The sequence below is a fragment of the Cytobacillus gottheilii genome (assembly GCF_900166665.1).
Lineage (GTDB): Bacteria > Bacillota > Bacilli > Bacillales > Cytobacillaceae > Cytobacillus > Cytobacillus gottheilii_A.
On the sequence record NZ_LT800494.1, the window covers coordinates 941,310 to 968,001 of the forward strand.

27 protein-coding genes and 1 riboswitch are annotated in these 26,692 nt (G+C 37.8%); of the genes, 17 read left to right on the top strand and 10 right to left on the bottom strand.

Annotated elements, in window-relative coordinates:
- Nucleotides 1-44 precede the first annotated feature (44 nt).
- A complete protein-coding gene (locus tag B7E07_RS04605; RefSeq protein ID WP_080844285.1) occupies nucleotides 45-281 on the bottom strand; it encodes a DUF378 domain-containing protein in 237 nt (78 codons plus the stop codon).
- A gap of 146 nt (nucleotides 282-427) precedes the next feature.
- Between B7E07_RS04605 and B7E07_RS04610 the strand changes: the two genes are divergently transcribed.
- The 3 genes from B7E07_RS04610 (at nucleotide 428) to B7E07_RS04620 (ending at nucleotide 3,649) form a co-directional block, all read left to right on the top strand.
- A complete protein-coding gene (locus B7E07_RS04610) occupies nucleotides 428-1,591 on the top strand; it encodes an iron-containing alcohol dehydrogenase (protein WP_080844286.1) in 1,164 nt (387 codons plus the stop codon).
- A 195-nt stretch (nucleotides 1,592-1,786) separates the two neighbouring features.
- Nucleotides 1,787-3,133 carry a glucose-6-phosphate isomerase gene (locus B7E07_RS04615; protein ID WP_080844287.1) on the top strand — a complete coding sequence of 449 codons (1,347 nt, stop codon included), beginning with the start codon at nucleotides 1,787-1,789 and terminating at the stop codon, nucleotides 3,131-3,133.
- A 105-nt stretch (nucleotides 3,134-3,238) separates the two neighbouring features.
- A complete protein-coding gene (locus B7E07_RS04620) occupies nucleotides 3,239-3,649 on the top strand; it encodes a YugN-like family protein (RefSeq protein WP_080844288.1) in 411 nt (136 codons plus the stop codon).
- Here B7E07_RS04620 and B7E07_RS04625 read toward each other — a convergent pair.
- Nucleotides 3,646-4,623, bottom strand: a complete 978-nt coding sequence (locus B7E07_RS04625) for a potassium channel family protein (RefSeq protein WP_257391396.1) — start codon at nucleotides 4,621-4,623, stop codon at nucleotides 3,646-3,648. The two genes, B7E07_RS04620 and B7E07_RS04625, sit on opposite strands and share 4 nt — an antisense overlap.
- A 454-nt stretch (nucleotides 4,624-5,077) precedes the next feature.
- Here B7E07_RS04625 and B7E07_RS04630 point away from each other — a divergent pair, with 454 nt between their 5' ends.
- Nucleotides 5,078-5,725, top strand: a complete 648-nt coding sequence (locus tag B7E07_RS04630; RefSeq protein WP_080844290.1) for an SDR family oxidoreductase — start codon at nucleotides 5,078-5,080, stop codon at nucleotides 5,723-5,725.
- 254 nt (nucleotides 5,726-5,979) lie between these two features.
- Here B7E07_RS04630 and B7E07_RS04635 read toward each other — a convergent pair whose 3' ends face one another.
- The 4 genes from B7E07_RS04635 to B7E07_RS04650 all read right to left on the bottom strand — a co-directional run bounded on the left by B7E07_RS04635 (nucleotide 5,980) and on the right by B7E07_RS04650 (nucleotide 9,625).
- On the bottom strand, nucleotides 5,980-6,774 hold the full coding sequence (locus B7E07_RS04635; protein WP_080844291.1) for a formate/nitrite transporter family protein: 795 nt from the start codon (nucleotides 6,772-6,774) through the stop codon (nucleotides 5,980-5,982).
- Between the two features lie 118 nt (nucleotides 6,775-6,892).
- The gene (locus B7E07_RS04640; RefSeq protein ID WP_080844292.1) at nucleotides 6,893-8,170 is read right to left on the bottom strand and encodes a methyl-accepting chemotaxis protein; all 1,278 of its coding nucleotides are present in this window, start codon (nucleotides 8,168-8,170) and stop codon (nucleotides 6,893-6,895) included.
- 77 nt (nucleotides 8,171-8,247) lie between these two features.
- Complete coding sequence (locus tag B7E07_RS04645) at nucleotides 8,248-9,114, bottom strand: hypothetical protein (protein WP_080844293.1); 867 nt, start codon at nucleotides 9,112-9,114, stop codon at nucleotides 8,248-8,250.
- Nucleotides 9,068-9,625: a sigma-70 family RNA polymerase sigma factor gene (locus B7E07_RS04650; RefSeq protein WP_080844294.1), complete on the bottom strand. Its 558-nt coding sequence runs from the start codon at nucleotides 9,623-9,625 to the stop codon at nucleotides 9,068-9,070. Before B7E07_RS04650 ends, B7E07_RS04645 begins: the two co-directional genes overlap by 47 nt.
- A 156-nt stretch (nucleotides 9,626-9,781) precedes the next feature.
- Between B7E07_RS04650 and B7E07_RS04655 the strand changes: the two genes are divergently transcribed.
- Nucleotides 9,782-10,204, top strand: a complete 423-nt coding sequence (locus tag B7E07_RS04655; protein WP_080844295.1) for a hypothetical protein — start codon at nucleotides 9,782-9,784, stop codon at nucleotides 10,202-10,204.
- Nucleotides 10,205-10,287: 83 nt separating this feature from the next.
- Here B7E07_RS04655 and B7E07_RS04660 read toward each other — a convergent pair whose 3' ends face one another.
- Nucleotides 10,288-11,121 carry an STAS domain-containing protein gene (locus tag B7E07_RS04660; protein WP_080844296.1) on the bottom strand — a complete coding sequence of 278 codons (834 nt, stop codon included), beginning with the start codon at nucleotides 11,119-11,121 and terminating at the stop codon, nucleotides 10,288-10,290.
- Between the two features lie 351 nt (nucleotides 11,122-11,472).
- Here B7E07_RS04660 and B7E07_RS04665 point away from each other — a divergent pair, with 351 nt between their 5' ends.
- From B7E07_RS04665 to B7E07_RS25230, 5 genes are all read left to right on the top strand, one after another.
- On the top strand, nucleotides 11,473-12,909 hold the full coding sequence (locus B7E07_RS04665) for a PTS mannitol transporter subunit IICB (protein WP_080844297.1): 1,437 nt from the start codon (nucleotides 11,473-11,475) through the stop codon (nucleotides 12,907-12,909).
- 272 nt (nucleotides 12,910-13,181) lie between these two features.
- The gene (locus tag B7E07_RS04670) at nucleotides 13,182-15,281 is read left to right on the top strand and encodes a BglG family transcription antiterminator (RefSeq protein ID WP_080844298.1); all 2,100 of its coding nucleotides are present in this window, start codon (nucleotides 13,182-13,184) and stop codon (nucleotides 15,279-15,281) included.
- 23 nt (nucleotides 15,282-15,304) lie between these two features.
- On the top strand, nucleotides 15,305-15,739 hold the full coding sequence (locus B7E07_RS04675; protein ID WP_080844299.1) for a PTS sugar transporter subunit IIA: 435 nt from the start codon (nucleotides 15,305-15,307) through the stop codon (nucleotides 15,737-15,739).
- A gap of 1 nt (nucleotide 15,740) precedes the next feature.
- On the top strand, nucleotides 15,741-16,880 hold the full coding sequence (locus B7E07_RS04680) for a mannitol-1-phosphate 5-dehydrogenase (protein ID WP_080844300.1): 1,140 nt from the start codon (nucleotides 15,741-15,743) through the stop codon (nucleotides 16,878-16,880).
- Between the two features lie 211 nt (nucleotides 16,881-17,091).
- The gene (locus tag B7E07_RS25230; RefSeq protein ID WP_080844301.1) at nucleotides 17,092-17,934 is read left to right on the top strand and encodes a glucosaminidase domain-containing protein; all 843 of its coding nucleotides are present in this window, start codon (nucleotides 17,092-17,094) and stop codon (nucleotides 17,932-17,934) included.
- Between the two features lie 108 nt (nucleotides 17,935-18,042).
- On the opposite strand, the gene B7E07_RS23510 is transcribed toward B7E07_RS25230, so the two are convergent.
- Nucleotides 18,043-18,189: a hypothetical protein gene (locus B7E07_RS23510; RefSeq protein ID WP_176215114.1), complete on the bottom strand. Its 147-nt coding sequence runs from the start codon at nucleotides 18,187-18,189 to the stop codon at nucleotides 18,043-18,045.
- A gap of 260 nt (nucleotides 18,190-18,449) precedes the next feature.
- Here B7E07_RS23510 and B7E07_RS04690 point away from each other — a divergent pair, with 260 nt between their 5' ends.
- From B7E07_RS04690 to B7E07_RS04720, 7 genes are all read left to right on the top strand, one after another.
- Nucleotides 18,450-19,310 carry a manganese catalase gene (locus B7E07_RS04690; RefSeq protein ID WP_080844302.1) on the top strand — a complete coding sequence of 287 codons (861 nt, stop codon included), beginning with the start codon at nucleotides 18,450-18,452 and terminating at the stop codon, nucleotides 19,308-19,310.
- A gap of 163 nt (nucleotides 19,311-19,473) precedes the next feature.
- Nucleotides 19,474-19,621: riboswitch (FMN riboswitch) on the top strand.
- 261 nt (nucleotides 19,622-19,882) lie between these two features.
- Nucleotides 19,883-20,986, top strand: a complete 1,104-nt coding sequence (ribD, locus tag B7E07_RS04695) for a bifunctional diaminohydroxyphosphoribosylaminopyrimidine deaminase/5-amino-6-(5-phosphoribosylamino)uracil reductase RibD (protein WP_080844303.1) — start codon at nucleotides 19,883-19,885, stop codon at nucleotides 20,984-20,986.
- Nucleotides 20,971-21,615 carry a riboflavin synthase gene (gene ribE, locus B7E07_RS04700; RefSeq protein WP_080844304.1) on the top strand — a complete coding sequence of 215 codons (645 nt, stop codon included), beginning with the start codon at nucleotides 20,971-20,973 and terminating at the stop codon, nucleotides 21,613-21,615. The genes ribD and ribE overlap by 16 nt, the downstream gene beginning before the upstream one ends.
- Before the next feature lie 16 nt (nucleotides 21,616-21,631).
- Complete coding sequence (locus B7E07_RS04705) at nucleotides 21,632-22,819, top strand: bifunctional 3,4-dihydroxy-2-butanone-4-phosphate synthase/GTP cyclohydrolase II (RefSeq protein WP_080844305.1); 1,188 nt, start codon at nucleotides 21,632-21,634, stop codon at nucleotides 22,817-22,819.
- Nucleotides 22,820-22,866: 47 nt separating this feature from the next.
- Nucleotides 22,867-23,331, top strand: coding sequence for a 6,7-dimethyl-8-ribityllumazine synthase (gene ribH, locus B7E07_RS04710; RefSeq protein ID WP_080844306.1), 465 nt, complete (start codon nucleotides 22,867-22,869; stop codon nucleotides 23,329-23,331).
- A gap of 362 nt (nucleotides 23,332-23,693) precedes the next feature.
- Nucleotides 23,694-24,554, top strand: coding sequence for an EAL domain-containing protein (locus B7E07_RS04715; protein WP_080844307.1), 861 nt, complete (start codon nucleotides 23,694-23,696; stop codon nucleotides 24,552-24,554).
- Nucleotides 24,555-24,567: 13 nt separating this feature from the next.
- Complete coding sequence (locus B7E07_RS04720; protein ID WP_257391397.1) at nucleotides 24,568-25,551, top strand: GGDEF domain-containing protein; 984 nt, start codon at nucleotides 24,568-24,570, stop codon at nucleotides 25,549-25,551.
- A gap of 395 nt (nucleotides 25,552-25,946) precedes the next feature.
- On the opposite strand, the gene B7E07_RS04725 is transcribed toward B7E07_RS04720, so the two are convergent.
- Both B7E07_RS04725 and B7E07_RS04730 read right to left on the bottom strand, forming a co-directional pair.
- Complete coding sequence (locus B7E07_RS04725; RefSeq protein WP_080844309.1) at nucleotides 25,947-26,189, bottom strand: hypothetical protein; 243 nt, start codon at nucleotides 26,187-26,189, stop codon at nucleotides 25,947-25,949.
- On the bottom strand, nucleotides 26,167-26,685 hold the full coding sequence (locus B7E07_RS04730; protein WP_139785699.1) for an RNA polymerase sigma factor: 519 nt from the start codon (nucleotides 26,683-26,685) through the stop codon (nucleotides 26,167-26,169). The genes B7E07_RS04725 and B7E07_RS04730 overlap by 23 nt, the downstream gene beginning before the upstream one ends.
- Nucleotides 26,686-26,692: the final 7 nt, after the last annotated feature.

A 26,692-nucleotide genomic window follows, 5' to 3' on the forward strand; every position in this document is an offset into this window, starting at 1 on the left:
AAATAAAAATCCTTGCCGGCAATTGGCAAGGATTTTTATTTTTATTATCTATTGGTTGAATCTGTAACAGGAGCTCTTTCAGCTTCTTCACTTGGTTTAAAGAGCAATCCTAAATTTATTAATCCTGCAATACCAACTAATCCATAGATGATTCTGGAAAGAGCAGCATTTTGTCCTCCGAAAATGGCAGCCACAAGGTCAAATTGAAAGAAACCGATTAGTCCCCAGTTGATGGCACCGATAATGGTAAGAACTAGTGCAATACGTTGAATTGTACTCATGATGTAACCTCCTTATAGGTTTTACATTCTGTAGTTTTTGCTCCATATTCGATATTATGCAATCAAATTAAAATAAAAAAGAGATCGTAGTTTTTGCATTAACAACTCAGTTTGCATGATAATAAACAATAGAGGAGTTGATATCAATGGATCAATTTACATTTTGGAATCCAACTAAATTAATATTTGGAAAAGGGGAGCTTCAACAGCTAAAAACGGAAGTTCCACAATATGGAAAAAGAGTTTTAGTGGTATATGGCGGCGGAAGCATCAAACGCAATGGCCTGTATGATCAAGTCATCAACCTATTGCATGAATTGGAATGCAGTGTTTTTGAATTATCGGGTGTTGAACCTAATCCCCGTATTTCAACCGTCCGCAAGGGTGTAGACATATGCAAGCAGGAAAATATTGATTTATTGCTTGCAGTAGGCGGAGGAAGTGTCATAGACTGCACGAAACTAATCGCTGCTGGTGCTAAATATGATGGAGATGCTTGGGATTTAGTTATTAAAAAAGCGTTCGCTCAAGACGCACTGCCATTTGGTACTGTTTTGACATTAGCGGCAACTGGCTCGGAAATGAATGCGGGTTCTGTTATTACAAACTGGGAAACAAATGAAAAATATGGATGGGGCAGTCCAGCTGTATTTCCGAAGTTTTCAATTTTAGATCCTGTTCATACATACAGTGTTCCAAAGGATCAAACCATCTATGGAATCGTTGATATGATGTCACATGTATTCGAGCATTATTTCCACTTAACAGAGCACACAGAGTTCCAGGATCGTATGTGTGAATCATTATTATTAACGGTTATGGAAACAGCGCCAAAGCTGCTTCAGGATTTAGAAAATTATGAGCATCGAGCGACCATTTTATACTGCGGAACAATGGCTTTAAATGGAATGCTATCTATGGGCTACCGCGGTGACTGGGCTACTCATAATATTGAGCATGCTGTTTCAGCTGTTCATGATATACCGCATGGCGGCGGTCTCGCTATCCTTTTCCCTAATTGGATGAAGCATAATTTGCATGTAAGGCCAGAACGCTTTAAAAAGCTAGCAGTTCGTGTATTTGGCGTAGATCCAGAAGGGAAATCAGATGAAGAAGCAGCCCTTGAAGGTATTGGAAAACTAAGAGATTTCTGGAACAGCATTGGAGCACCTGCGACCTTAGCTGATTACAATATTGATGAATCAAGCATTGAAGTGATGGCTGATAAAGCGGTTATCAATGGTGAATTCGGCAACTTTGCAAAACTGAATAAAGAAGATGTTATGGCTATTTATAGGGCTTCCTTATAAATTAAAACCTGGAGCTGACAAGCTCCAGGCTTTCTAGTTTTTTAAAAACTTAATTCATAGATACAAATAGCACCTCAAGTTTGAAAATATGTAAGAATGATTGCGTTTTCACTATGGGTTGTTTCTTGATTATGTTTAAGCATTTCGATAAAGTGAATAGAGTACGGACTATAATGAAGATCAGGAGGTTTCGCCATGACACATATCCAATTTGATTATTCAAAAGCACTTAGCTTTTTTGGCGAGCACGAACTTACATATTTACAGGATGCTGTAAAGGTTGCACACCATTCTTTACATGAAAAAACGGGAGCAGGAAACGATTTTCTAGGGTGGATTGATCTGCCAGTAGATTATGACAAAGAAGAATTTGCGCGTATTCAAAAATCTGCAGAAAAAATTAAAAGTGATACTGATGTTTTAATCGTCATCGGAATCGGCGGTTCATACCTTGGTGCGCGTGCAGCGATTGAAATGCTGCAGCACAGTTTTTATAATGCACTTTCTGCTGAACAAAGAAAGACTCCGCAAATCATCTTTGCAGGGAACAATATCAGTTCTTCTTATATGAAAGACCTTATGGACCTTCTAGAAGGAAAGGATTTCTCCATTAATGTCATTTCTAAATCAGGTACAACGACAGAACCAGCAATCGCTTTCCGTATCTTCCGTAAAATGCTTGAAGAGAAATACGGCAAAGAAGGTGCGCGTGAACGCATCTATGCTACGACTGACAAGGCAAGAGGCGCACTGAAAACACTTGCTGCTGAAGAAGGATATGAATCATTTATTATTCCTGATGATGTAGGCGGAAGATATTCTGTTCTTACTGCTGTTGGTCTTCTTCCAATTGCAGCTGCAGGCGTTAATATCGAAGAGATGATGAAAGGTGCAGCTGAGGCGCGCGGTGACTTTGGCACATCTGAATTAGGAGAGAATGCAGCTTACCAATATGCAGCTGTTCGTAATGTTCTCTATAATAAAGGAAAAACAATTGAAATGCTTATCAATTACGAGCCAGGGCTTCAATACTTCTCTGAGTGGTGGAAGCAGTTATTTGGTGAGAGTGAAGGGAAAGATCAAAAAGGGATTTTCCCGGCGTCTGCAAACTTCTCCACTGATCTTCACTCACTTGGGCAATATGTGCAAGAAGGAAGAAGAGATTTATTTGAAACGATTATTAAAGTAGATGAGCCACGTCATGAATTAAGCATTGAAGAAGCGGAATCCGATCTTGATGGTCTAAATTACTTAGCTGGAAAAACAGTTGATTTTGTCAATGATAAGGCATTCCAAGGTACACTTCTGGCTCATACAGACGGCGGCGTGCCAAACTTAATTGTGACCATTCCTAAAATGGACGCCTACACATTCGGCTATCTTGCTTATTTCTTTGAAAAAGCTTGTGCAATGAGCGGATACTTACTCGGTGTTAACCCATTTGACCAGCCTGGTGTTGAGGCATATAAGGTTAATATGTTTGCTTTACTTGGGAAACCAGGATTTGAAGAGAAAAAAGCTGAGCTTGAAAAAAGGCTTTAATACGTATGAAGGGAAGCGTCTAAGCAGACGCTTCTTCTTTTTTCTCATGATTCGCCTCCTTTTTGTACAAGCTAATAGTAAATCAAAATAAAGGGGCTATGAGAAATGGTTGAGATACCTTCAAAAGTTAAGGGAGCACATTTTAATCTATATAAACTTGAGCAGCAGTTAGAGCCTATGGGTTATATGATCGGCGGAAATTGGGATTATGATCATGGCTATTTTGATTATAAAATGGACGCTGAAAACAAGGGATATCATTTTTTGCGATTACCATTTAAAGCAATTGATGGGCAGCTTGATTCGCGCAATTGCACGGTAGAATGCGGGAATCCTTTTATTTTATCTCATATCTATCAAATTGGTTTAGATGATCATGCCTATACTTCTAACTTTACCGCATCATTCGATCAATTCTCAGAACCGGTTGATAAAGATGGAATGGTGCCAGATGAATACGTTGTTGCAGGAAAAGCACTGGTACAAGAATTGGAATCAAACATACTTCCTGATTAATTCATGATTACTATAAGCTGATCTTCGCCGGCTACGATAAAAGGATGGGGAGGATTTAAAATGGTTTCCTCTCCTCTTTTTATCCCTAATAATAAAATGCCTTCAATAATAAACATTTGGCTTAAATGTAAAAAAGACTGGTTTATGAGTTCCTCTGATGCGGGCTGAAAGGTTAATTTCCTTTTATCAAGCTGATTAAGCAGTCCTAAAAAAGAGTTTACAAGCTCTTGGGACGTAATGCTGTTAATCATAACAAAACTTGTTAACAAGTTCGTTTGAATGATTTCATCCGCACCAGCTCTTCTGGCATTTTCCGATTGTTCAGCTGTAAGGATTTCCACAATACAAGGAAGCTTATGATTTAGTCCCTTTATCGCAAGCAGCGTCAAAATTGAATTCATGTCAGCATGTAATTCGTTTTTATTTTGATCTGCAGTAATAATCACCTTGCGGGCAGAATGTATATTTGCCTTTAGCAGTACATCATCCCGATTGGCTCTGCCTTGTATAAAGTGAAGGTTTTTATGTGCTAAGGGATTTGATTCAAGTGTCTCATCAATTAAGGTAACGTAATGAGAATCTGTGCCGTTGCAAATAGTATTTAAAATTTCTCGTGAACGTTCATTCCATCCAATTACAATAATATGATCTGCTCCTTTATAGGCAACCTTTCCTTCGAGAAAGTCATTTTGCTTTGTAACAGCTGCAGTTGCCAAAGCCACGAAATAACTCGCCAAAAAACCTGCGCCAGTCATAATTAAAACAACCCCAGTAAAACGCCCTAGGGCAGTTTCAGGAACAAAGTCTCCGTATCCAACAGTGGATGCTGTGATAATGGCCCACCAAATGCCGTCGGCCAGTTTAGGAAAGTTATCAGGTTCAATCAAATGAACTAACCATCCAAAAATAAAGATAACGATGAGTGCAATGGTTAAGATTCGAAGGACGAGTGGCAATCGGATAAATCTCGACATTAAAAAATGCGGCATAAAATAAAAAACACCCCTTGAAGTAGTGTTGGATTAATATCATTATGGACATGTTTTATTAGTTTCATAAGGGATGTTTCCAAGAGCAGAGGTTTAGCAGGGGAAATGTGAAAATACCTTTAATCTATATTAAATAATCGAGTGCTTTAATAAGCAGTTTCATATCTGTTAATATTTGTTGTTTTACCTCTTGTATTTCACATCTTTTATATTCCCAAGTCATCAAGGACAATTGCTTCGTCAAGAAAAGCTGTTCAAATTCTTTTGTCATCATCATGCTCCTTACGATTTGAGATCAATGATTATATACCCAAGTAATTGCAGCTTTAAACCACCCTGTGGTTCTTTTGACTTATGCCTTCTCTAAAAGCAGACCATTTGAAATATATATTTGATTTTGGAATAATGGGCAGTAACTCACCTGAAAGGATTTGAAGCTATGAACGTATTAGTTGTAGGAGCACATGGACAAATTGGACAATTGCTTGTGAAAAAACTAGTAGAGCATCCAGATTTTTCGGTAAAAGCTATGGTTAGAAAAGAAGAGCAGAAAGAAGAATTGAGCAAGCAAGGAGCAGAACCTGTTCTTGCTAGTTTGCATGGCAGTGTGGAACATATTGCGGCTGCAGCTGAAGGCTGTGATGCAATCGTATTTACGGCAGGTTCTGGTGGACAGACAGGCTTTGATCAAACCCTGCTTATCGATTTGGATGGAGCAGTGAAAACAATTGAAGCGGCAGAAAAGGCAGGTATTAAACGTTTTATCATGGTTAGTGCACTGCAGGCACATAATCGTGAGAATTGGAATGAACAGATAAAGCCCTATTATGTTGCGAAGCATTATGCAGATAGATATTTAGAAGAAAGCGGGCTGAATTATACTATTATTCGTCCTGGAGGACTTTTAAATGAGCAAGCCACTGGTAAAATTACAGCTGCTGAAAATATCCATGGAGGCATGATTCCACGCGAGGACGTCGCTTCTGTTATTGTCGCAGCGTTGGAGAATAATAAGTTGATAAAGCGTTCTTTTGATTTGATTAGTGGTGTAGAAACGATAGAGGATGCGTTGAAGAATATAGGCTAAAAGGCAAAACGCAGGTGATCCAATATGTAATGGATTGCCTGCGTTTTGGTTTAGTTGTATTCGTTGTTCAATTGGAGTTTGCCGGATATACGAAAATAACGATGGATATATATCTTTAAATGAAGAAATGGATCAAATTTACAGCGGGATATCTAGTTTGAAAGCTCTAATTTAGCATCGTTTTGGGCTGCTAAAAGGCAAAACTTACGGCAATTCACTCAAAAAGTATTATGAATTAGCCAGGTTCAGTGATTCTAACCCGCTTGATCCTCTTCATCCAAATAAGGCTTATTCACATAATAATACATCCAGCCCATCAGCAGGCTTCCGCCAATCAAATTTCCAATCGTAACAGGAACAAGATTATGAATAATGCCAGCAAATGAAATGGTCCCGGGATGATCTAATACCATGGCAATGGCGAAGGTGCACATGTTGGCAATGCTATGTTCATAACCAGAAATAAAGAAGCAAAAAACGAATAGAACCATCACAAACAGCTTTGCTCCATCACCTTTTAAGGTCATGGGAATGAAAAATGCTAAACAAACAAGCCAATTACATAAGATTCCCCGGAAAAATAACTCTAAAGTAGGGGCGGTCATTTTATGCTCCACAACACTAAGCAGAAATTGATTCACACTAGCATCGGAGAAAAGCTGGGTGGTATAAATAAGAAGAGCAAATACGACAGCTCCGATTATATTGCCAGTATAACTGAGCGTCCAAAGCCTCACGACAATGCTCCACTTCATTTTTTTGCGGAGTGCTGCAAACGTATAGTAGAACGTATTTCCTGTAAAAAGATCTCCGCCTCCATACGCGATTAAAATAATAGCGGCACCGAATGTGAAAGCGGCCATTGGATAAGCTGCAGGAGAGTGAACATTGTAAAAATACCCGCCTGATTTAAAAGCAACAATGACTCCAAAGCCAATAAACATGCTCGCTAGCGCAGCTCTTAACACATAGTGAAGCACACTGGTTTGATAGATTTTATATTTTTTCAGTGCCAGTTTTTCAACCTCTAATAATGGCTTTACTTCCATTCAGCTCTCCTCCTGCTTTATTTCTTTTACTATCCTTCTCAGGAAGTGAAAAAAGTATGTGAAGCATTCAGTAGGATGGTTGCTAATAAAGCTTTTACCCTAAAATAATAGAGCTAACCTAACCTTGATAAATCCCCTCTAATGAATTAGCACTTGAAGATAAATGCTTCGCGCTGTCCTTTTCATTATGTATAATTTGATCAATCTCGGACTGAAGCTGAGTATATGTTTCCAACAGTGAATTGTTATTTTCAGCAGCTTCCACTGTCTGATCAATTTGAATGGTAATGTCTTTAATGCCAGCATTCATCTCCTCCATGGAAGCATAAATCGTGTTCACTTCGCCTGCCAGCAGCCGAATCGATTGAACGATGCCGTCAACTTCACTGTCTGCTTCTTTAAATGACTTTTGACCATCCAGAACATGCTCTTTTCCATTTAAAATTAGGGCAACTGCCTTTTCTACATCCTCTGTAAATGAATCAATAATCCCCTTAATATCGTTGGCAGCTTTCAGGGACTCATCCGCAAGCTTGCGTACTTCTGAGGCGACAACGGCAAATCCTTTTCCATGCTCTCCGGCACGTGCGGCTTCGATTGTTGCATTTAAAGCAAGCAAATTGGTTTGCCCGCTAATACCAGTAATAATGGATATTATATTGCCGATTTCTACTCCTTTTTCCTTTAATTGTTCAATAGACTGAACAGATTCTTCTGAGTTTTGCTGAACATATGTAAATTTTTGATCTACTAATGTGAGCATTTGTTTCACATGCTCCGAGATGCCTGAAGCCTCAGCTGTTTTTTCATTAATAGTATGTGTGGCACTCGTGACCCCGTCAATAGATGAAGCCAATTCAGTTAAGGTTGCATGAGATTCTTCTATTGAAGTAACAATTCTTTTATTCTCCCCTTCTACATTTTGAAGCAGCTGTTTTTGCTTTTCAGTAGATTGTGAAACATTTGATAAGGATTGAAATAGGTAACTGCTTTGTTTGCTGACGGCAGCAGACTGTTGATTAGCAGCAAGAATATTTTGCTCCAGGCTCTGTGACATATTGTTAATGTTATGTGCGATTTGGCTGAATTCATCATTCAGCTGAAAATGCAATGGAGTAAAGTCTCCGCGTTGAATATCTTCAAGCTTCTGATTAATGAGTGTAATTTTCTTGAGAATAAAAAAGCGTGTAAATAATATAATTAAAATCGGGCTAATAAGAACAGTGATTAAGAAGGTGACAGATGTTTTGACACCTGCACTTAAAATTCCCAGCTCTTCAATGGCTTGATTAATAAAACCTGAAATCGGTGATGAGATCAGACTAGAAATCACAATGGCGATGACGAGAATGACTTTGATGCTAATGAATCGACTTGTTGTATTATTTTGTGACATTTTACATAGTCCTTTCGTATGAGAGATGGTTGTTTATACCCTTTTTTAAAGAAGTTAAACCTAAAAAACTCTCACTTTTAGTGAGAGTCCCGATAATGATCGAATAAATCGTAATTAACTAGTTTCCATTGGCCGTCTTGTTTTGAAAAAATGTATATTATTGTATAGTGTCCATGAAACTCTGAAGATAGTTCTTGGATGATATGGTATTCATTGTCGCTGATTTTTTCAAACTCATATGGCTGTGTGTCAGAAAAAGTAGAAGCTACAGATTTGCCCATTGCTAGCATATATAATCCATCTTCATGTTCTTCAAGGCTATGTTCAAAATAACCTTCAATGAGTAGTTTGTCAGCTATATGATAAAAATGACTATAGAAGTCCTCTTTAGTTTCTAGATTTGGATATTTATAACTTATATCAAAATTAACTGTATTATATAAACTATCTTCAATCTGCAAGAACTCATTTAATATCCCGACCAATTCCTCCTCTGTCGGCTCCACATTTACTGGCTCATCTTGTTCTGGTTCTTCGGTTATTTCCTGCTCATTTTCTGTCTCAGTTTGTTCTTGCTCAATCTCGGAGTCCGGTTCCTCGTCTTCTGTATCATCTGGCAGTTTTTCTTCGGTTTCTTCTTCCATTTCGATGTCGTTCTCTTCAACATCTTCATCCTCAATCGGTTTAATGATCTCTGTCTCTTCTGGCGGTTTATCAGCATTAGGTTCATCCAATAATCCGTTTGAGATGATATAATACATGCCAATCGCAAAGGCTGTTACGGCTGCTAGGCTAAGAGTCGCGGGTACTGTTTTGTTTTTAGTTTTACTCTTTGGTTGTTTAATTTCAGCTAACACATTTCTTTTCATTTCTTCAGTAAAAATTAAATTGTGCATTTCACCCTTTAACAGATCTTCTTTCGTCTTCATTAGTTTGTTGTCCATCTTTGGCACCCCTTTCTGTTATCGCATTCTTTAATAATTGTTTGGCGCGGGTGATTCTGGATTTTACTGTGCTTAGATTGATCTGGCATATATCACTAATCTCTTTTAACTGGAGTTCCTGAAAATAGTATAAAAATATAATTTCTCGGTACTTTGGCGGCAGTGTCAGTATTTCATTAAATAGCTGCTCACTCTCGCTTTTATGAATCATTTTTGATTCTGGTCCCTCTTGGTGGCTTGTGAACCATTTGCTGATATGCTGACTGACATGGACTTTTCGATAGTTCCAGCTTTTAACATGATCTTTGCAATGATTGATCGCAATTCGGTATAACCATGTGTGCATGCTAGAATTCCCTTCAAAGGTATCAAGCTTTTCATAACACTTAATAAAGATTTCTTGAGTAAGATCTTCTGCGGTTTGCTTATTGCGAACAAATGAATAGGCAAGCTGCAGGATGGACGTGCCATAGCTGTCCATTAACTCTGTAATTACCTCATGACTTTCCAAATGGGATTCACCTCTTTTTTACATTTAATCATTAGACGACGGTTGACGGCTGTAAGTTTATCTTTATATGGAGAATTTCCAAATAGTGTATTCATATCTTTCTAACAATTTCTATAGTATGATGTGTACAAAAGAAATTATCTGGGAGTGGGAAAGGTGAAGTTTTTAAAAATATTGCTTATTGCTTTTCTTGTTATTGGGGGACTTGGCTATGCTGTTTATTATTTTGGCACAAATATGGCTTCCGAGAAAGTGATGGAAACCATTTCAACAGAGCTGGAGAATAGCGGAGAATTAGAAAATATTAAGTCTGCGATTGAAAGTGATCCGGAATTAATGGCTTTTGTTGAAGAAGCGGAGGCAGCAGACCCGGAAAGCCTGCCTTTTACTACAAAAGAAGAAGCGACTAGAGTTCTAATCCAAAAAATTGGTTTAACAGAGTTAAACGATTTGCGAGTTCAAGCTCAGGAAGGAACAGTATCAAAAGAACAAATCATTTCACAAATGGAAGCCAATTTGACTGAGGAAGAAATCCTGGCTTTAAAAGTTGTTGCATATAAAGAATTATATGGTCAGTAAAAAGGGATCACGTGATGTGATCCCTTTTTTATGAAAAGTTATTAGTCTGACTGCAGAGAGTAGATGAACTCTTAAAAACCTATTTATTTCATTGCAGAAAGTGCAGCAGCCAAGTCTGATTTTATCTCGACTTCATCAAACGATAAACCAAGCTGAACAGTTGTTTGGGCAACTTCAGGTCTTAAACCTGATAAGGTAGTCTGCACGCCTATCATTTTTAAGGCATTGATCAGCTGGAAAATTTGATGAGCAACCATAGTATCAATCATGACTACGCCTGAGAGGTCAATATAAAGGTGATTAATGCCTTTGTTCGAACATTCATTTAATGAATGCTCAAGTATAAATTTTGCCCGCGTTGTGTCAATATCGCCTACAAGGGGAAGCAAGGCAGCTCCTTTATTGATCGTAATGACAGGGGAGCTGAGTTCCATGATGATTTCTTGCTGTGCCAGCAGCTTCTTCTCTGAATAAATCTGATTTTCCTGTACGAATCTAAGGATAACCTCTTTAAAAGCTCGAATGATCATTCTTTGCCAAAGCTGAACCTTCTCGTGTGGATATTTACCTTTATGAATTGAAGCAAATTCATCGATATAACTAAGATATTGTTCCTGTACGTGGAAAAACTCCCGCAGTATGTATTGAACAGGGGTATTGAGGTGTTGTTCATCTTTAGCAATATGAATAATCCAATTCTGAAATTCCTGCAAAAATTGGTTTTCTTCCTGCACAAAAACTTTACATAAATGTAAATGAAAATCATAATTTTGCTGCTTCAATTTTTGAATTTCCTTAGGATTGCTTGAAGAATAAACTCCTTTTGAATCACTTTTATCAAGTGATTCATACCATTCTTCTGTTAAATTCTTTGCTTTCTCTACTAAAAATGTATGAAGCTCTTGATTTCGATGCAATATTATCCCCCCCTAAAATAGATTCATTTTAATAATTATTTTAACCGAAATTTGCTGAAAAGTCTTGCATGGCAACATATCGGATAATCCTGTAAATGAGTTTCGGATAGCGAGATGCAGGGAAATGCTAAACCATCTGGACGTCTGCAGAAGAAAATGGTTCTAACTAATGTTATACAGTAAAGACAATATTAAACATTGGCAAAAACAGTTATTACAATGATGACAACATTGCAAGTGACAAAATGCGTTTTTCTTTGAATTGAAACCGCTTTACATTGAACGTATTATAAAAGTAGAAAGTCATACAATAACTTTTAAAGATAAAAATAGAGGAAGGGGAAAAAAGACATGTCAAATACTACAAAGGCTGAAAAATCTGGTTTTCGTGTAAAACTTCAGAGATTTGGAAGCAGTTTAAGCGGCATGATTATGCCAAACATCGGTGCATTTATTGCTTGGGGTATTATTACTGCATTATTCATTCCAGACGGCTGGCTGCCAAATGAAGATCTAGCGCTGCTGGTTGGTCCGATGATTAACTATTTACTGCCGATCCTAATTGGTTTTACAGGCGGTAAAATGATTTATGGAGGAGACCGAGGAGGTATCGTTGGTGCGGTTGCAACAATGGGTGTTATTGCCGGATCAGATATTCCAATGTTCCTTGGTGCAATGATTGTTGGTCCTATAGCCGGATGGGCAATTAAAAAGGTTGACGGATTTTTGCAGCCAAGAATTCCACAAGGATTTGAAATGCTTATCAACAACTTCTCAGCAGGTATCCTTGCGGCACTTTTAGCCATTGGGGCTTTACTGGGTGTTGGTCCATTAGTTGAAGGGTTAACGAATATCTTATCAACAGGTGTTGAAGCAATTATAAATGCTGGTTTACTTCCATTAGTAAACATCCTTATTGAACCAGCAAAAATTCTTTTCTTAAATAATGCCATTAATCATGGTATCTTGTCTCCGCTAGGAGCAGAGCAAGCAGCAGAAGCTGGAAAATCAATTCTGTTCCTTATTGAAACAAACCCTGGACCGGGTCTGGGAATCTTGCTTGCGTTCATGTTCTTTGGAAAAGGTTCTGCAAAGCAAACATCACCAGGCGCAGCGATTATCCATTTCTTCGGAGGAATTCATGAGATTTACTTCCCGTACATCTTAATGAAACCAATGTTAATTCTTGCAGCAATCGCTGGTGGCGTAAGTGGTATGTTTACTTTCACTTTATTGAATGTTGGGTTAGTAGCACCGCCTTCACCTGGTAGTATCTTTGCTTTAATGGCGATGACGCCTAAAGGCGGAAATCACTTAGGGGTTATTCTAGGGGTTCTTGTAGCAACGGCAGTTTCATTCGCAATTGCATCTCTAATCTTAAAAACAAGTAAGAAAAACGAAGAAGAAGATATTTCAGAAGCAGCAGCAAAAATGCAAGAAATGAAAGGGAAGAAGAGCTCTGTAGCAGGCAACTTTGAAGCAAAAGCTCCTGTTGCTGAAGACTTCAAACCTGAAAATGTTAACAAAATCATCTTTGCTTGTGACGCAGGAATGGGATCAAGTGCAATGGGTGCATCGATTCTGAAAAATAAAGCGAAAAAAGCAGGCTTGGATATCGATATTACAAACACGGCAATTAATAATCTGCCTGCAGATGCAGACGTGGTTATCACACATAAAGATTTAACACCACGTGCGAAAGATAAACTGCCGACTGCACATCATATTTCGGTTGAAAACTTCTTAAATAGCCCTAAATATGATGAATTGATTGAAAAGCTGAAGTAAATAAAAAAGGCTGGTTCCCTTTGTGGACCAGTCTTCTTTTAGATTAAGATTCAGCCATGCCAAAGGTGGTTTTGGAGGAATAGGTTTTCTTTTAATAAATAAGGATAATTAAATACTGGCAACAACTTTCATGACGAAAATACATTATTCTTTTATTGAGAGTATACATTGTTATTATTAAAATGAAAGAATAGGATGTTGTATTTCATATTTGTCATAAACTTTGCTCATAATATGTCATGGTGAAATGCCAATGCTGCGGAGTGATGTGAATGTACATATCAGCGAGGGAAAGAAAAATACTTGAACTATTGCTATTACAGCCAGGAGAAACAACGGTAAAAGAAATAGCAAAAGAATTAGAGGTAAGTTCTCGTACGATTCATCGCGACTTAAAAGGCGTCGAAGAGATCCTAAAGGAGTATGGATTAGAGCTTAATAAAAAATCTGGCATAGGTATAGGGGTAACTGGGGAAGAAGAGAAAAAGGAGATGCTTCGACTCTTTCTTTTTAATCTTTCTCATAATGAATATACACCTGAGGAAAGGCAAACCATGATCTTATCTGCACTTTTAGATGCAGCAGAGCCAGTTAAATTAGTATCACTTGCAAATGATTTGAATGTAACCATTGCCACGGTCAGTAATGATCTTAATAAAGTAGAAGAACGTCTCACTCCTTTTGACTTAACCCTGCTAAGAAAGCGGGGCTACGGGGTTGAGCTAATTGGAACAGAAAGTTCTAAAAGAAAGGCCATGAGTAAGATCATCATAGAAAATATTGATGAATTTGAATTCCTTTCTTTAATAAAAGAAAATATTCAAAAGCGTTCCGCACAAGTGGTTGATACGGTAACAGATCGATTGCTTGGACTTGTTGATAAGACAAAATTATTAATTATTGAAAAACAAATTGAAGATATTAAAAATGATCTTCCTTATGCCATTGCTGATAGTGCTTATATTGGCTTAGTGGTCCATCTTGCACTGGCAATTGAGAGAATTCAGCAGGGAGAAGAAATTAATTTCGAAGATGATTATCTGAACAGCTTAAAAGGCACGCGAGAATACAAGGCTGCCGCAAAGATTGTATTAGGCTTAGAAGAAGTATTTAAAATAGACATTTCTCAAGGTGAAATCGGGTATATTACAATGCACCTGATGGGAGCAAAATTGAGAAATGATCATGATGATTTGCTTGGAGAAACAAGTTTGCATGCAGGAGTCCTTGCGCAGAATTTAATGACATATGTCAGCCGTAAGCTTGATATTGATTTAACGACAAATAATTCACTGTTCCAGGGACTGGTAGCTCATTTAAGGCCAGCACTGCATAGAATCAAACAAAATATGGGTATTTCTAATCCTTTATTGGAAAGAATAGAGCAAGATTATAAGGAACTGTTTATTATTTTGCAGCAAGGTATGGCAAATGTCCTTCCAGAATTAAAGGTTCCCAGAGAAGAGATTGGGTATCTAGTCATGCATTTTGCATCGGCTTTGCTGAATAGTGAAGAGACTAGTCCAAAGAATGCTCTTGTTATTTGCTCTAGCGGGATTGGTACTTCCAAGATCCTTTCAACAAAACTTGAGCAGGAGCTCCCGGGTTTAAGTACAATTAATGCATCTATTTTTGATCTGGATCAAATAGATATTCACAAATTCGATGCTGTAATCTCTACTATTCCGTTAAAAAACTTTAATCGGGACTATCTGCTTGTCAGCCCCCTTTTAACAGTTGGGGATATTGATAAAATTAAACAATTCTTTGCCATTCATCGAGAAGCTGGACATCAAGTGAAGCAATCCATTCGTTTGAAACAAAGACAATCTTATGATGACTTCCGCATCCGAATTTCAAAGGTTAAAAGAAGTGCGGCCGCCATTGAACAGCTATTGGAGCATTTTTCCCTCACCGTTATTGAAGAAGATCTTTCGATTCCAGGTATCCTGCATCAAATGAGCACTGAATTATATCAGCAAGGTGTGATTACGGATTCCAAAGGGATCACAGAGGATTTACTGAAAAGAGAGCAATTAGGCGGACTGGGAATCCCTGAAACTCAGCTTGCGCTCTATCACACCAGAAGCACATTTGTAAAAGAACCATGTTTTATGGTGAGGAGAGTTAAAAATCCACTCTCTATAAAAGGGATGGATGGTTCTGATATGATGGCTAATACCATTTTGCTTTTACTCTCGCCCATGAATGAATCTGAAGAGGCATTAGAATTGCTGAGTGCGATCAGTTCATTAATTATTAGAGATGAGCATTCTATTTCAGTGTTTCAAACAGGAGGCAGACTAGATATTGCTAATTTATTGGCAGATGAACTGCAGCTTGTTTTTGAAAATAAATATAGCCAAGTTTAGAAATTTTTAAAGGAGTGTCAAACATGACAAACATTTTAACTGCAGACAATATCATTTTAAACCAAGCATTTACGAATAAAGAAGAAGCGATTAAATTTACAGGGCAAATCCTAGTAGACAAAGGCTATGTCGATCAAGAATACGTTGAAAAAATGCTTGAAAGAGAAGAGCTTTCTTCTACATTTATGGGGAATTTTGTTGCGATCCCACATGGTACGGATGATGCGAAAAAATCGGTCAATACTTCTGGTTTAGCCATTGTACAGGTTCCAGAGGGTGTAGATTTCGGCGGCGGTAACATTGTGAAAGTATTAATTGGTATTGCTGGAAAAGATGGAGCACATCTTGAAATTCTATCACAAATTGCCATTGTATGTTCTGAAGAGGAAAACGTAGAAAAAATTGTTAAAGCTACATCTGCTGAAGAGATTCTATCCTTATTTGATGAGGTGAACTAATATGTTAGCCGTACATTTTGGCGGAGGAAATATTGGACGCGGCTTTATTGGAAAGCTTTTATCTGATGCAGGCTATGAAGTGGTTTTCGTTGATGTGAATGATGAAATCGTTGACCTTCTAAATGAAAAAAGGGAATACAAAGTAGTGCTGGCTGCAGATCAAAGTGAAGAAACGATTGTTAAAAATGTTAGAGCAATCAACAGCAAAACAAACAGTGATGAGGTCATTTCAACAATTGCGAAGGCTGATTTAGTGACAACTGCAGTTGGACCAACTGTACTTGGAATTATTGCTAATTTAGTTCGTGATGGATTAAAGATGAGAATCGAAGCAAATCCTAATCCATTAAATATTATTGCTTGTGAGAATATGATTGGCGGCAGCAGTTTCTTAAAAGAGAAGGTATATGAATCAATTAATTCAGATCAAGCAGAAAAATTTGATCAATTGTTTGCTTTCCCTAACGCGGCTGTTGACCGAATTGTTCCTCTTCAAACGAACGAAGATAAACTAATGGTGCTAGTTGAACCATTTTTTGAGTGGGCTGTAGATCAATCAATGATGATCGGAGAGGTGCCTGCCATTGAAGGTGTTACCTTTGTCGATGATTTAAGTCCATATATTGAACGCAAATTGTTTACAGTGAATACAGGTCATGCTGCTGCGGCATATTTAGGATATGAGGCTGGTTTAAAAACAATTAAAGATGCAATGGAAGATGATCACGTACTTGAAGCAGTGAAAAATACGCTTCAGGAAACTGGTGCGGTTTTAGTAGAAAAGTACGGGTTCAATTCTGAAGAACACCAGCAATATATCAATAAAATTGTCGGCAGATTCAAGAATCCGCATATTAATGATGATATTACTCGTGTGGCAAGAGGACCGCTCCGCAAGCTTGGCCGAAATGACAGACTTGTGAGCCCTGCTGTTCAGTATATCCAATACTTAGAAAGGAGTCCTGAAAACTTAGCAAAAGTAATCGCTGCTGCTTTAAAATATGATGTTCAGGAAGACCCGGAAGCAGTGGAACTGCAAGAAAAGATTAAAGCAAATGGTTATGAGGAAACAATGGTGCAAGTATGCGGTCTCTCAAAGGACCATCCATTAGTAGAACAGGTATTAAAAAAGGTTAACTGAATCATGCAGGTAGATGATACATCTTCCTATTAAAAATTGAAGGCCGCTTTAAAGCTGATATATGAAGCTTTAAGCGGTCTTTTTTATTGAGGTTTTGTATATTTGCAACATAGGTTTATGGATGTTTTTTTATAAAAGGAAAATTGATTTCCGGTTTACCCTGTCTGTTTTCTTGTATTTTTCATATGATAGAAATAAAGGAGGTTTTTGAATGTCATTTATAGAAGAAATTGCTCCGTACGCCAAAAGAGTACAAGAGGAATCCAATATCTTAGCTTCTTTGTTAATTTCACAGGCTATTTTAGAATCTGCTTGGGGAAAGAGTAAGCTTGCACAAGAGGGGAAGAATCTATTCGGAATAAAGGGGACTTATAACGGACAGTCTGTGACAATGCCGACTTGGGAAGTAGTCAAAGGACAAAGAGTAGAAGTTCAAGCGGCATTCCGAAAGTATCCAAGCTGGTATGAGTCCTTTCAAGATCTGGCCAATCTCTATTTGAATGGCGTATCCTGGGATCGAAATAAGTATAAAAGGATTATAGGAGAAGAAAACTACAGTGCTGCTGCCAATGCTGTACAATCCGCGGGATATGCTACAGATCCTAACTATGCCGAAAAGCTGATTAATATAATCGAGTCTCATCAACTTGTAAACTATGATGATGCCACACGTATTCCTCCCGTTCACACCCCAGCTGCACAGTCACAAAGATATTATAAAGTAGTACAAGCTATCCCTGGCTATTATACTGCTGAACATGCTAAAAAGCGTACAAGCCAGCGGATCGTCGTTAAAGAAGGAACATATATTGTTTTCAACGAAAGTCAAGGAATGATTAATATTACGTCAAAAAAAGGAATACCCGGATCCTGGATCAATCCAAGTGATCTCGAACTCACAGACAATCAGCCTATTTATCATCTTGTTACTGCGGGTGAAACGGTTTCTGAGCTTGCACTAAAATATGGGACTACTATTCAGAAAATCAGTTCTTTGAACACTTTGCAAAATGTGAACAAGATTTATATTGGGCAAAAATTAAGGGTTAAATAACCCGGATGCTGATTTTAGGAGACTGTGTTCACTCGTCTGAACATAAAGATTTGAGAACCATTGTCTGCCTTGAAATTTTAGAGATTGCAATAAGTAATGAGGAGCCTATTATTCCATGTGGGCTTCTTTTACTTCAGAATGATGAACGAGGATCACTTGACCTGTTTGCTGGTCCATCAATTCCCAGTATCCAGATTGATACTTAAAGAGCACTTCGTATTTATCGCCTTTATAATCAACATGTTCAGCAGTCATATTGGTATTTCCTCCGCAAATGTATAGGTCTATATAATGATTTTATAACCGTTTTAAAAATCAAGGAGATGGCAAAAAAGTCGAATTTTCATGAATAATAGCGAGTTTTAGGGAATATTCTCAGTTTTTCTACAATATTATAACTTTAGGAATATTTTATAAGTCTAGAAGATTGAAAGGTTTATTGCCTGAGGACATACACCTCTAGATCAGTCCCTAATATACTGATTCTGTTATGACAAATAAATAGGGGTGTGTCTATGTTTTTTCATAAAAAGGAACTGCAATATCATGCAAAGCCGGAAAGACCTGATCCGATTTTTGCTCGTCAGCTTCAAGAAGTATTAGGCGGCCAATGGGGAGAAATTTCTGTAGCTATGCAATATTTATTTCAAGGCTGGAATGTAAGAGGAAATGGAAAATATAAAGACTTATTGATGGATACTGGTGCAGAAGAGCTTGCACATATTGAAATGCTTGCAACAATGATCGCACGCCTTTTGGATGGAGCACCTGTTGGCGATTTAGAAACAGCTGCAAAAGATCCGGTTATTGGTGCTATTTTAGGCGGTATGAACCCGCAGCATGCTATCGTTTCTGGGTTAGGTGCAATGCCTGCAGACTCTATGGGTAACCGCTGGACAGCAAATTATATTATCGCTAGCGGTAACTTATTGGCTGACTTTAGAATGAATTTAACAGCAGAGTCACAGGGACGTCTGCAGGTTTCAAGACTTTATGCTGCTACGAATGACCGCGGTGTTAAAGATATGCTTTCCTGGTTAATTGCCCGTGATACAATGCACCAAAATCAATGGCTTGCTGCTATTAAAGAATTGGAAGCAAAAGAAAATGTTGTCGTACCTAGTACATTCCCGCGTGAATTAGAAAAGCAGGAAGTAGCTTATACATTATTTAACTTCTCAGAAGGAAACGAAAGTGCAACAGGACGTTGGGCACACGGTAAGAGCATGGATGGACTTGGAACATTTAATTATGTAGAAAACCCTGTCCCACTTGCGAATAAACCGAAGTTAAAGCCTGCTCCAGAATATATATTTGACACTCCTCCAGCGGTTGTAAAAGGAAGAGATGAACAGATTCCTCCAAATTTAATCTAATGTAAGAGATGACCGCCTATTTGCAGATGGCGGTTTTTTTGTATATGTGTAATGTGGATTTCAGATTAGATACCCGGTGCGAGTAAACATTCTGACAGTTATTAATATGAGTAAAATAAATATGATTTTGTGAATATATGTGCTAAATTATAAACGTACATAGAAAACACTTCGGGGCAAGGTGAAAATCCTTACCGGCGGTGATCGAGCGTGCATGCCTCGTTAGTCCGTGACCCGGCTTCCTTTGGAAGACGGTGGAGCTGGTGTAAATCCGGCACCGACAGTGAAAGTCTGGATGGGAGAAGTTGTCTTTATATGTACAATGCTCAGGTGAAATATGCCCTCTTTTAGAGAAGCTTGTCTTTTCCCAATGGATAAAAGACCAAGTTTTTATTTGCTATATTATATTTGCATAGGCTGGCAAAGAGATAATGGAATCTAGTTAGTTTCTATTTGCTGATAAGTTGATCTTTTGCAGAAGAAAAGGTAATGTTATTCTTCTTGCACTGGTTTTCTTTCAGTATGTCCTTTATCTTAATTTGTGCTTGCCATTTCTAAAAGGAGGGGTGCGATTGAATGATGAATATTATATGAGAATAGCGCTTGATCTAGCGATAACTGCTGAGGGACAAACATCTCCAAACCCTCTTGTTGGTGCTGTGTGTGTGAAAGATGGCCAGATTATAGGTACTGGTGCGCATCTAAAAGCCGGGACACCACATGCAGAAGTCCATGCCCTTACAATGGCGCATGATCGTGCAAAAGGAGCAGATCTTTATGTCACCCTTGAACCGTGTGCACATAGAGGCAAAACACCTCCTTGTACAAATCTCATTATAAATAGCGGTATTCGCCGTGTTGTTATTGCCTGTACTGATCCGAATCCTTTAGTAAAAGGAAAAGGAATTTCCCAGCTGAAACAAGCAGGAATTGAAGTAGTTACAGGCGTTTTAGAAAAAGAGGCAGCATTTTTAAACCGAGCATTTTTTCACTATATCCAATACGGTACTCCATATGTCACCTTAAAAGCAGCCGCCACTCTCGATGGCCGGATTGCTGCATCATCAGGAGATAGCAAATGGATCACATCCAGAGAAGCTAGGGAAGATGTCCATTATCTTCGCCATATCCATGATGCCATCCTAGTAGGCGCACAAACCGTTATTGCTGATAACCCTTTCCTCACCACCCGTTTGCCCCATGGTGGAAAGAATCCCATTCGAATTGTTTTAGACCGGCGCTTACAGACGCCAAAATCAGCAAATGTCGTAACAGACGAAGCTGCAAAGACGATTATTTTTACGCAAGTTCCTTTGGAAGAGCAAAATGAGCAATACGATTCTAGTTTTGTTCATATAGAAGTTATTCCGAAGGCGCAGGCTTTTTTACCGTCTGTATTAAAGTATTTAGGCGGTATTGGTGTGATGACATTATTGGTAGAAGGGGGAAGCCGTGTTCATTCAAGCTTTGTTGATGAGAACCTGGCGGACGAATTTTACTTATACCTTGCACCAAAACTTATTGGCAATGGAACATCCTTTTTAAACAGCGAAAAAAGAAACTGGATGAAAGATAGTGAGAATTTGCATATTTTGGATGTGCAAACATTCGGACTAGATTTACGTCTGCATGCACAGTTTCAAAAGGAGGAATCTGCTTCTTGTTTACTGGAATAGTAGAAGAAATCGGTATAATTTCAGGCATACATCATGAACAGGACGCAATGAAGCTAACGGTTCAATGTGAGAAGGTGCTTGAAGATGTAAAGATTGGCGACAGTATTGCCGTAAACGGTGTTTGCTTAACGGTTGCCTCATATGAAACCAATTCCTTCACTGCCGATCTAATGCCTGAAACGTTAAAATCTACTGCTCTTCATACCTTATATGTTGGCAATAGAGTGAATCTTGAACGAGCAATGCTGGCGAACGGCCGATTTGGCGGTCATATTGTTTCAGGTCATATCGATGCAACTGGAAAAATTAATAGAATTAATCACAGAGGTAATGCTCTATATTTGGAAATTGGAATTGCAAAACAATGGCAGCGTTATTTTATACTAAAAGGTTCGGTTGCTGTTGACGGTACATCCCTAACCGTATTTGGTGTGCACGAGGATCACTTTGTGATTTCCCTTATACCAACAACACAGATGGATTCTATATTGGGATCCAAGCAAGTCGGTGACCTCGTAAATATTGAATGTGATATGTTAGCCAAATATACGGAAAAATTGCTTCATTATGAAAATACAACTACTACTAATCTGACAGCTGAAATGCTGACAAGAAATGGCTTTTTATAAAAAGGAGTGCGGACACATGTATGCTTCAGTTGAAAAAGCAATAGAAGAGCTAAAGAAAGGGAAGGCCATTATTGTCGTAGATGATGAACAGCGCGAGAATGAAGGTGATTTCATCGCACTTGGAGAATTTGCTACACCTGAAATGATCAATTTTATGGCAACGGAGGGCAAAGGGCTTATTTGTGTTCCAATTACTGAAGAAAAGGCAGAGCAGCTTGAATTACCTTTAATGACAGCACAGAATACAGATTCTCATGGAACAGCCTTTACGATTAGCATCGATCATTCTTCCAGCCATACTGGTATTTCTGCATTTGAACGTTCTGAAACCGTTCAAAAAATGATGGAAACCTCTGCTGCGGGAAAAGATTTTAAAAAACCAGGTCATATATTTCCTCTTATTGCCCAAACAGGAGGCGTATTAAAACGAGCAGGGCACACAGAGGCCGCCGTTGATTTAGCCAGATTAGCCGGCTCTGAACCTGTTGGGGTTATTTGCGAAATTATGAATAGTGATGGCACGATGGCCAGAGGACCTCAGCTTAAAGATATCGCTGAGAAGTTTGATCTTGTGATTTTAACAATTGAAGAATTGATCGCTTATCGACGTCAAAAAGAGCAGTTAATTGAAAAAGTCGTGGAGATTACTTTGCCAACTGACTTCGGTTTGTTCAGAGCGGTGACATTTACAGAAGTTTTGACAGGCCAAGAACATATTGCCCTTGTCAAAGGAGAGGTCAAAGGAAAGTCAGATGTTCTAGTTAGAGTACATTCTGAATGCCTGACTGGTGATGTATTTGGCTCTTTTCGCTGCGACTGCGGACCGCAGCTTCACGCTGCAATGGCTCAAATTGAAGCTGAAGGGCAAGGAGTCCTACTCTATATGAGGCAGGAAGGCAGAGGGATCGGTCTCGTCAATAAGATGAAAGCATATAAGCTGCAGGAAGAAGGATATGATACGGTTCAAGCAAACGAAAAGCTTGGCTTTGCTCCTGACCTGCGCGACTATGGTATTGGTGCTCAAATTTTACGAGATTTAGGTCTTTCATCCATTCGCCTTTTAACGAATAACCCAAGAAAAATTGCTGGAATAGAAGGACATGGATTAAAGGTAACGGACCGTATGCCTATTCAGATGCCTGTAAGGGAAGAAAATGCTTTATATATGCAAGTGAAGAAGGAAAAAATGGGGCATCTTTTTTAAATGATAATTTATTTGTTCGTAAAAAATAAAATTCAAGGAGAATATAAATGACAATTATACATGAAGGTAATTTAATAGGTACGGATCTAAAAATAGGAATTGTAGTTTCCAGGTTTAATGAATTTATTACAAGTAAATTGCTGGGAGCAGCTGAAGATGCTTTAAAGAGACATGGCGTAAGTGATGACAATATTGAGGTGGCGTGGGTGCCTGGAGCGTATGAAATTCCATTAGTTGCAAAGAAAATGGCAGCATCTCAAAAATATGATGCCATTGTAACGCTCGGAACAGTTATTCGCGGAGCTACTCCCCACTTTGATTATGTTTGCAGTGAAGTAGCTAAAGGAGTTGCTGCAATCAATATGCAAGAGGGCATACCAGTTATATTTGGTGTATTAACAACGAATACGATTGAGCAAGCAATTGAAAGAGCGGGGACAAAAGCAGGAAATAAAGGCTGGGATTCGGCAACATCAGCCATTGAAATGGCAAATTTAATGAAGAAGTTTTAAGGGAGAAACAGGTGTATTAATGGTAAATCAGGCTATAAGTCTGATCACATCTACAGGTAATCAATGTTTATTGAATTTACCGAAGTTCTAGAAGAGAAATTAAACTGGGTTTAGCCAACGGTAATATCTGCAGAAAAAAGAGCATTGAAGATTTTTTCAATGCTCTTTTTTATATCCACAAAGAGTATAAATTAGTAGTCGGGAAAAAACAGCCGTGAGCAATTATTTAGGATAAATTGACCTATGCCATAGAAGCGTTTCTTATTTTTTCCTTACAGAAAATTAGTCTATTTTTAACAATGACTTAATAAATGAAGATTAATATAGGATATAATTCCTATAATTTAAAGAAGGTGCACCAAATGAATCAACAATTATTGCATAAGATGGAATCTGGCACTATATCCTCATACTTAAAATATTTAAACAGCAGAAGAAAAAAAGAGGTTTTATATTATAGGAGATTTAGAGAGTCTAAAAACATTATAAGTAATGAATTAATACATACTTTTTTTCAGCCTATTTTAGACCTGAAAACAGGAAATACGATTGGATACGAAACATTAAATCGTCCTGTCCGTACAAAATTATTCTCGACTACCGAGAGTTTTTATGAGTTTATTGGCCAAACGGATCAAGTATTTTTATTTGAGTGTTTCTTAAGAAACCTTGCATTAAAACGCTATATTGACCGGTTACATGAATGTGAGGAAAAAAATGATCTTTTAATTTTTGTAAATATCCATCCAAATGTGTTACTTGACAATAATTACCATGCGGGAGAAACATTACAGTTGTTAAGGGAATTAAATATAGCACCTGAACAAGTTGTGTTTGAACTTACTGAAAAAAGTGCGGTTACAGATTTTTGTTTATTTGAAAAAGTGCTTGACCATTATCGCTCTCAGGGGTTTAGAATTGCTATTGATGATGTGGGATCGGGTTACAATAGCTTAAAAACGTTAGTGTACTTAAAGCCAGAATTTATTAAATTGGATAAATCATTAATTCAATTCATTGATCAAAACGAAGAGCAAAAACAGCTTGTTTCACTAATCCTTGAATATGCAAATAGGAGTAACACTAAAATCATCGCAGAAGGTATTGAGAGAATAGAAGAACTTTCGTATATCCGAGAAAAAGGTGTTCATTTTGGACAAGGGTATTTGTTAGGAAAACCAAAGATGGAAATAACTAAAGGCACCCTCTCAGATACAAATTGATGATTTAAATTATATGAATAAAGAGAAATGGCAGGAAAGTATAGAAGGTGATGGAATGTCAGTTAATATTGGTAGTATCGCTGAAAAGGTACCTTGTATTTCTCAATATGAAAAAAATCTCGTGGTTGACCAGTTATTCTATAATAATAGTGAATTGCAGGGAATTGTAGTTGTAGATCAGGAAATACCTGTAGGGATTATTACAAGAACCCATTTTTATCAAAAAATTGGTACCTTATATGGTTATAATTTATATATGGGGAGAACGGTCGAACTTCTATTTAAAAAGAATCCATTGGCTGTTGAGTATTTGGATTCAATTTCAGAAGTCAGTAAATTAGCCATGCAGCGAAAAGCAGAGGATCGTTATGATGACGTCATTGTAACGAATAAAGGGAGATTTGCTGGCATTGTCAGTATACAGAACTTATTAATGAAGCTTGTGGATGTACAAGTGGAATTTGCAAGCTATTTAAACCCGTTGACAAGGCTTCCTGGGAATATAATGATAGAGGAAAAAATTAAAAATGCTTTATTTCAAAATGAATTTAGTATTATGTATTTTGATTTAGATCATTTCAAAGCTTATAACGATACATATGGTTTTAAAAAAGGAGATCAGCTTCTTCAATCCGTTGGCCAATTACTTAAAGAACATGTTGAAAGAGATGATCACTTTTTGGGTCATATCGGCGGTGATGACTTTATCGCAATTGTCCCTCACTACTGTTATGGGCAGTTATGTGAAAACTTAATGGAAGATTTTAACCTGCTGATTAAAAGGTTCTATAGCCCCGAACATCTGTCACAACAGTATATTACCTCTGAGGATCGGCAAGGAAATATTCGTCAGTTTCCACTGGTTTCCATCTCCATTGCAATCGTTACAAACAGATATAGAGCCTATATCAGCACAGAAGAAATCGTTGAAATAGTTACGATTGTCAAAAAAAGATGTAAAGAGATACAAGGCAGCTGTTTTTTAGCTGATGTATAACTTTCAATTTTGCATTTATTTAAAATTTGACGAGTTTTTCAATTAAATTTCCCTGAAAGTAAAAAGATGGCTGAACTGGATACTTATGTCGCAGCCTCTTTTTTGTACTTTCAAATAGATTTAGCCAGTGAACTTTCAAAAATCAACTCTAAGAACGCTGATGAACCATATCCCTATGTTGAAGGATCAAAAATTTGCACAAGTCTCCTGCCTTCAGCTGCATGCTGATGAATAATTCCGTGTTATTCATCTTTAGGCTTGCTGCCCCACGTGCTTAAGTCTATTATAATAAACTTATATTCAACATGCTTAATACCCCTCTTTATTTCATGCGTCTTAATTATGCGTCAAAGGAAAAAAGTATCAGAGTATGTTGAACATGCAGATTGTGCTTCCTATAATAAAATGACAAGTTGAATGAGTGCGATTCCGACAATACTAAAAGGGGCGATTGCAAGTATGATTAATCCCTTAGGAGTAGAGATTAATGGATCCAGAGGGTTACGTGCTGGTGAAGCTAGAAAATTAATGAACCTTCCCCATGTCGTTGACCTCCTTGGAAAATCAGGCACTTCAACGTGATATTCATCCATCTTCATACGCAAATGGTGCTCTTTATAAAAGGGATCTTGACTCATATTCGTCTTCCTCCAATTCTTCTTTTAAACTAGTTATTGCTCTATGCAATCTTGATTTTACAGTTCCCTGTGGGATTTCCAGTATTTTAGCTATTTCATCTTGGGACATATCATGGTAATAGAAAAGTAAAATAACGGCACGCTGTTTTTCTGGAAGCTTCGCAACCGCTTCTCGAATAGTCATTCTGTCTGAATGATGCCACTCCTCTTTTGGTAAGGGGGAAAGAAAGGGCAAAAGACTTCTCCATTTATTGCGGCGATTTAATTTAGTAATCATAAGTCGATAGGAGATTTGAAAAAGGTAGGATTTTAGTTTCCCCTTTTTAGGATCATAATCATGTTTATTATGCTGCAATTTAACAAATGTATCTTGCACAATATCAATACTTAATTGCTCATCTCTTGAATACCGAAATATAAATGAATAAAGAGATGGTTTTAATAACATGTAGATATCGTCGAGTGCTGCCTTATTCCCATTTTGATAAGCGATCATCAGCTCA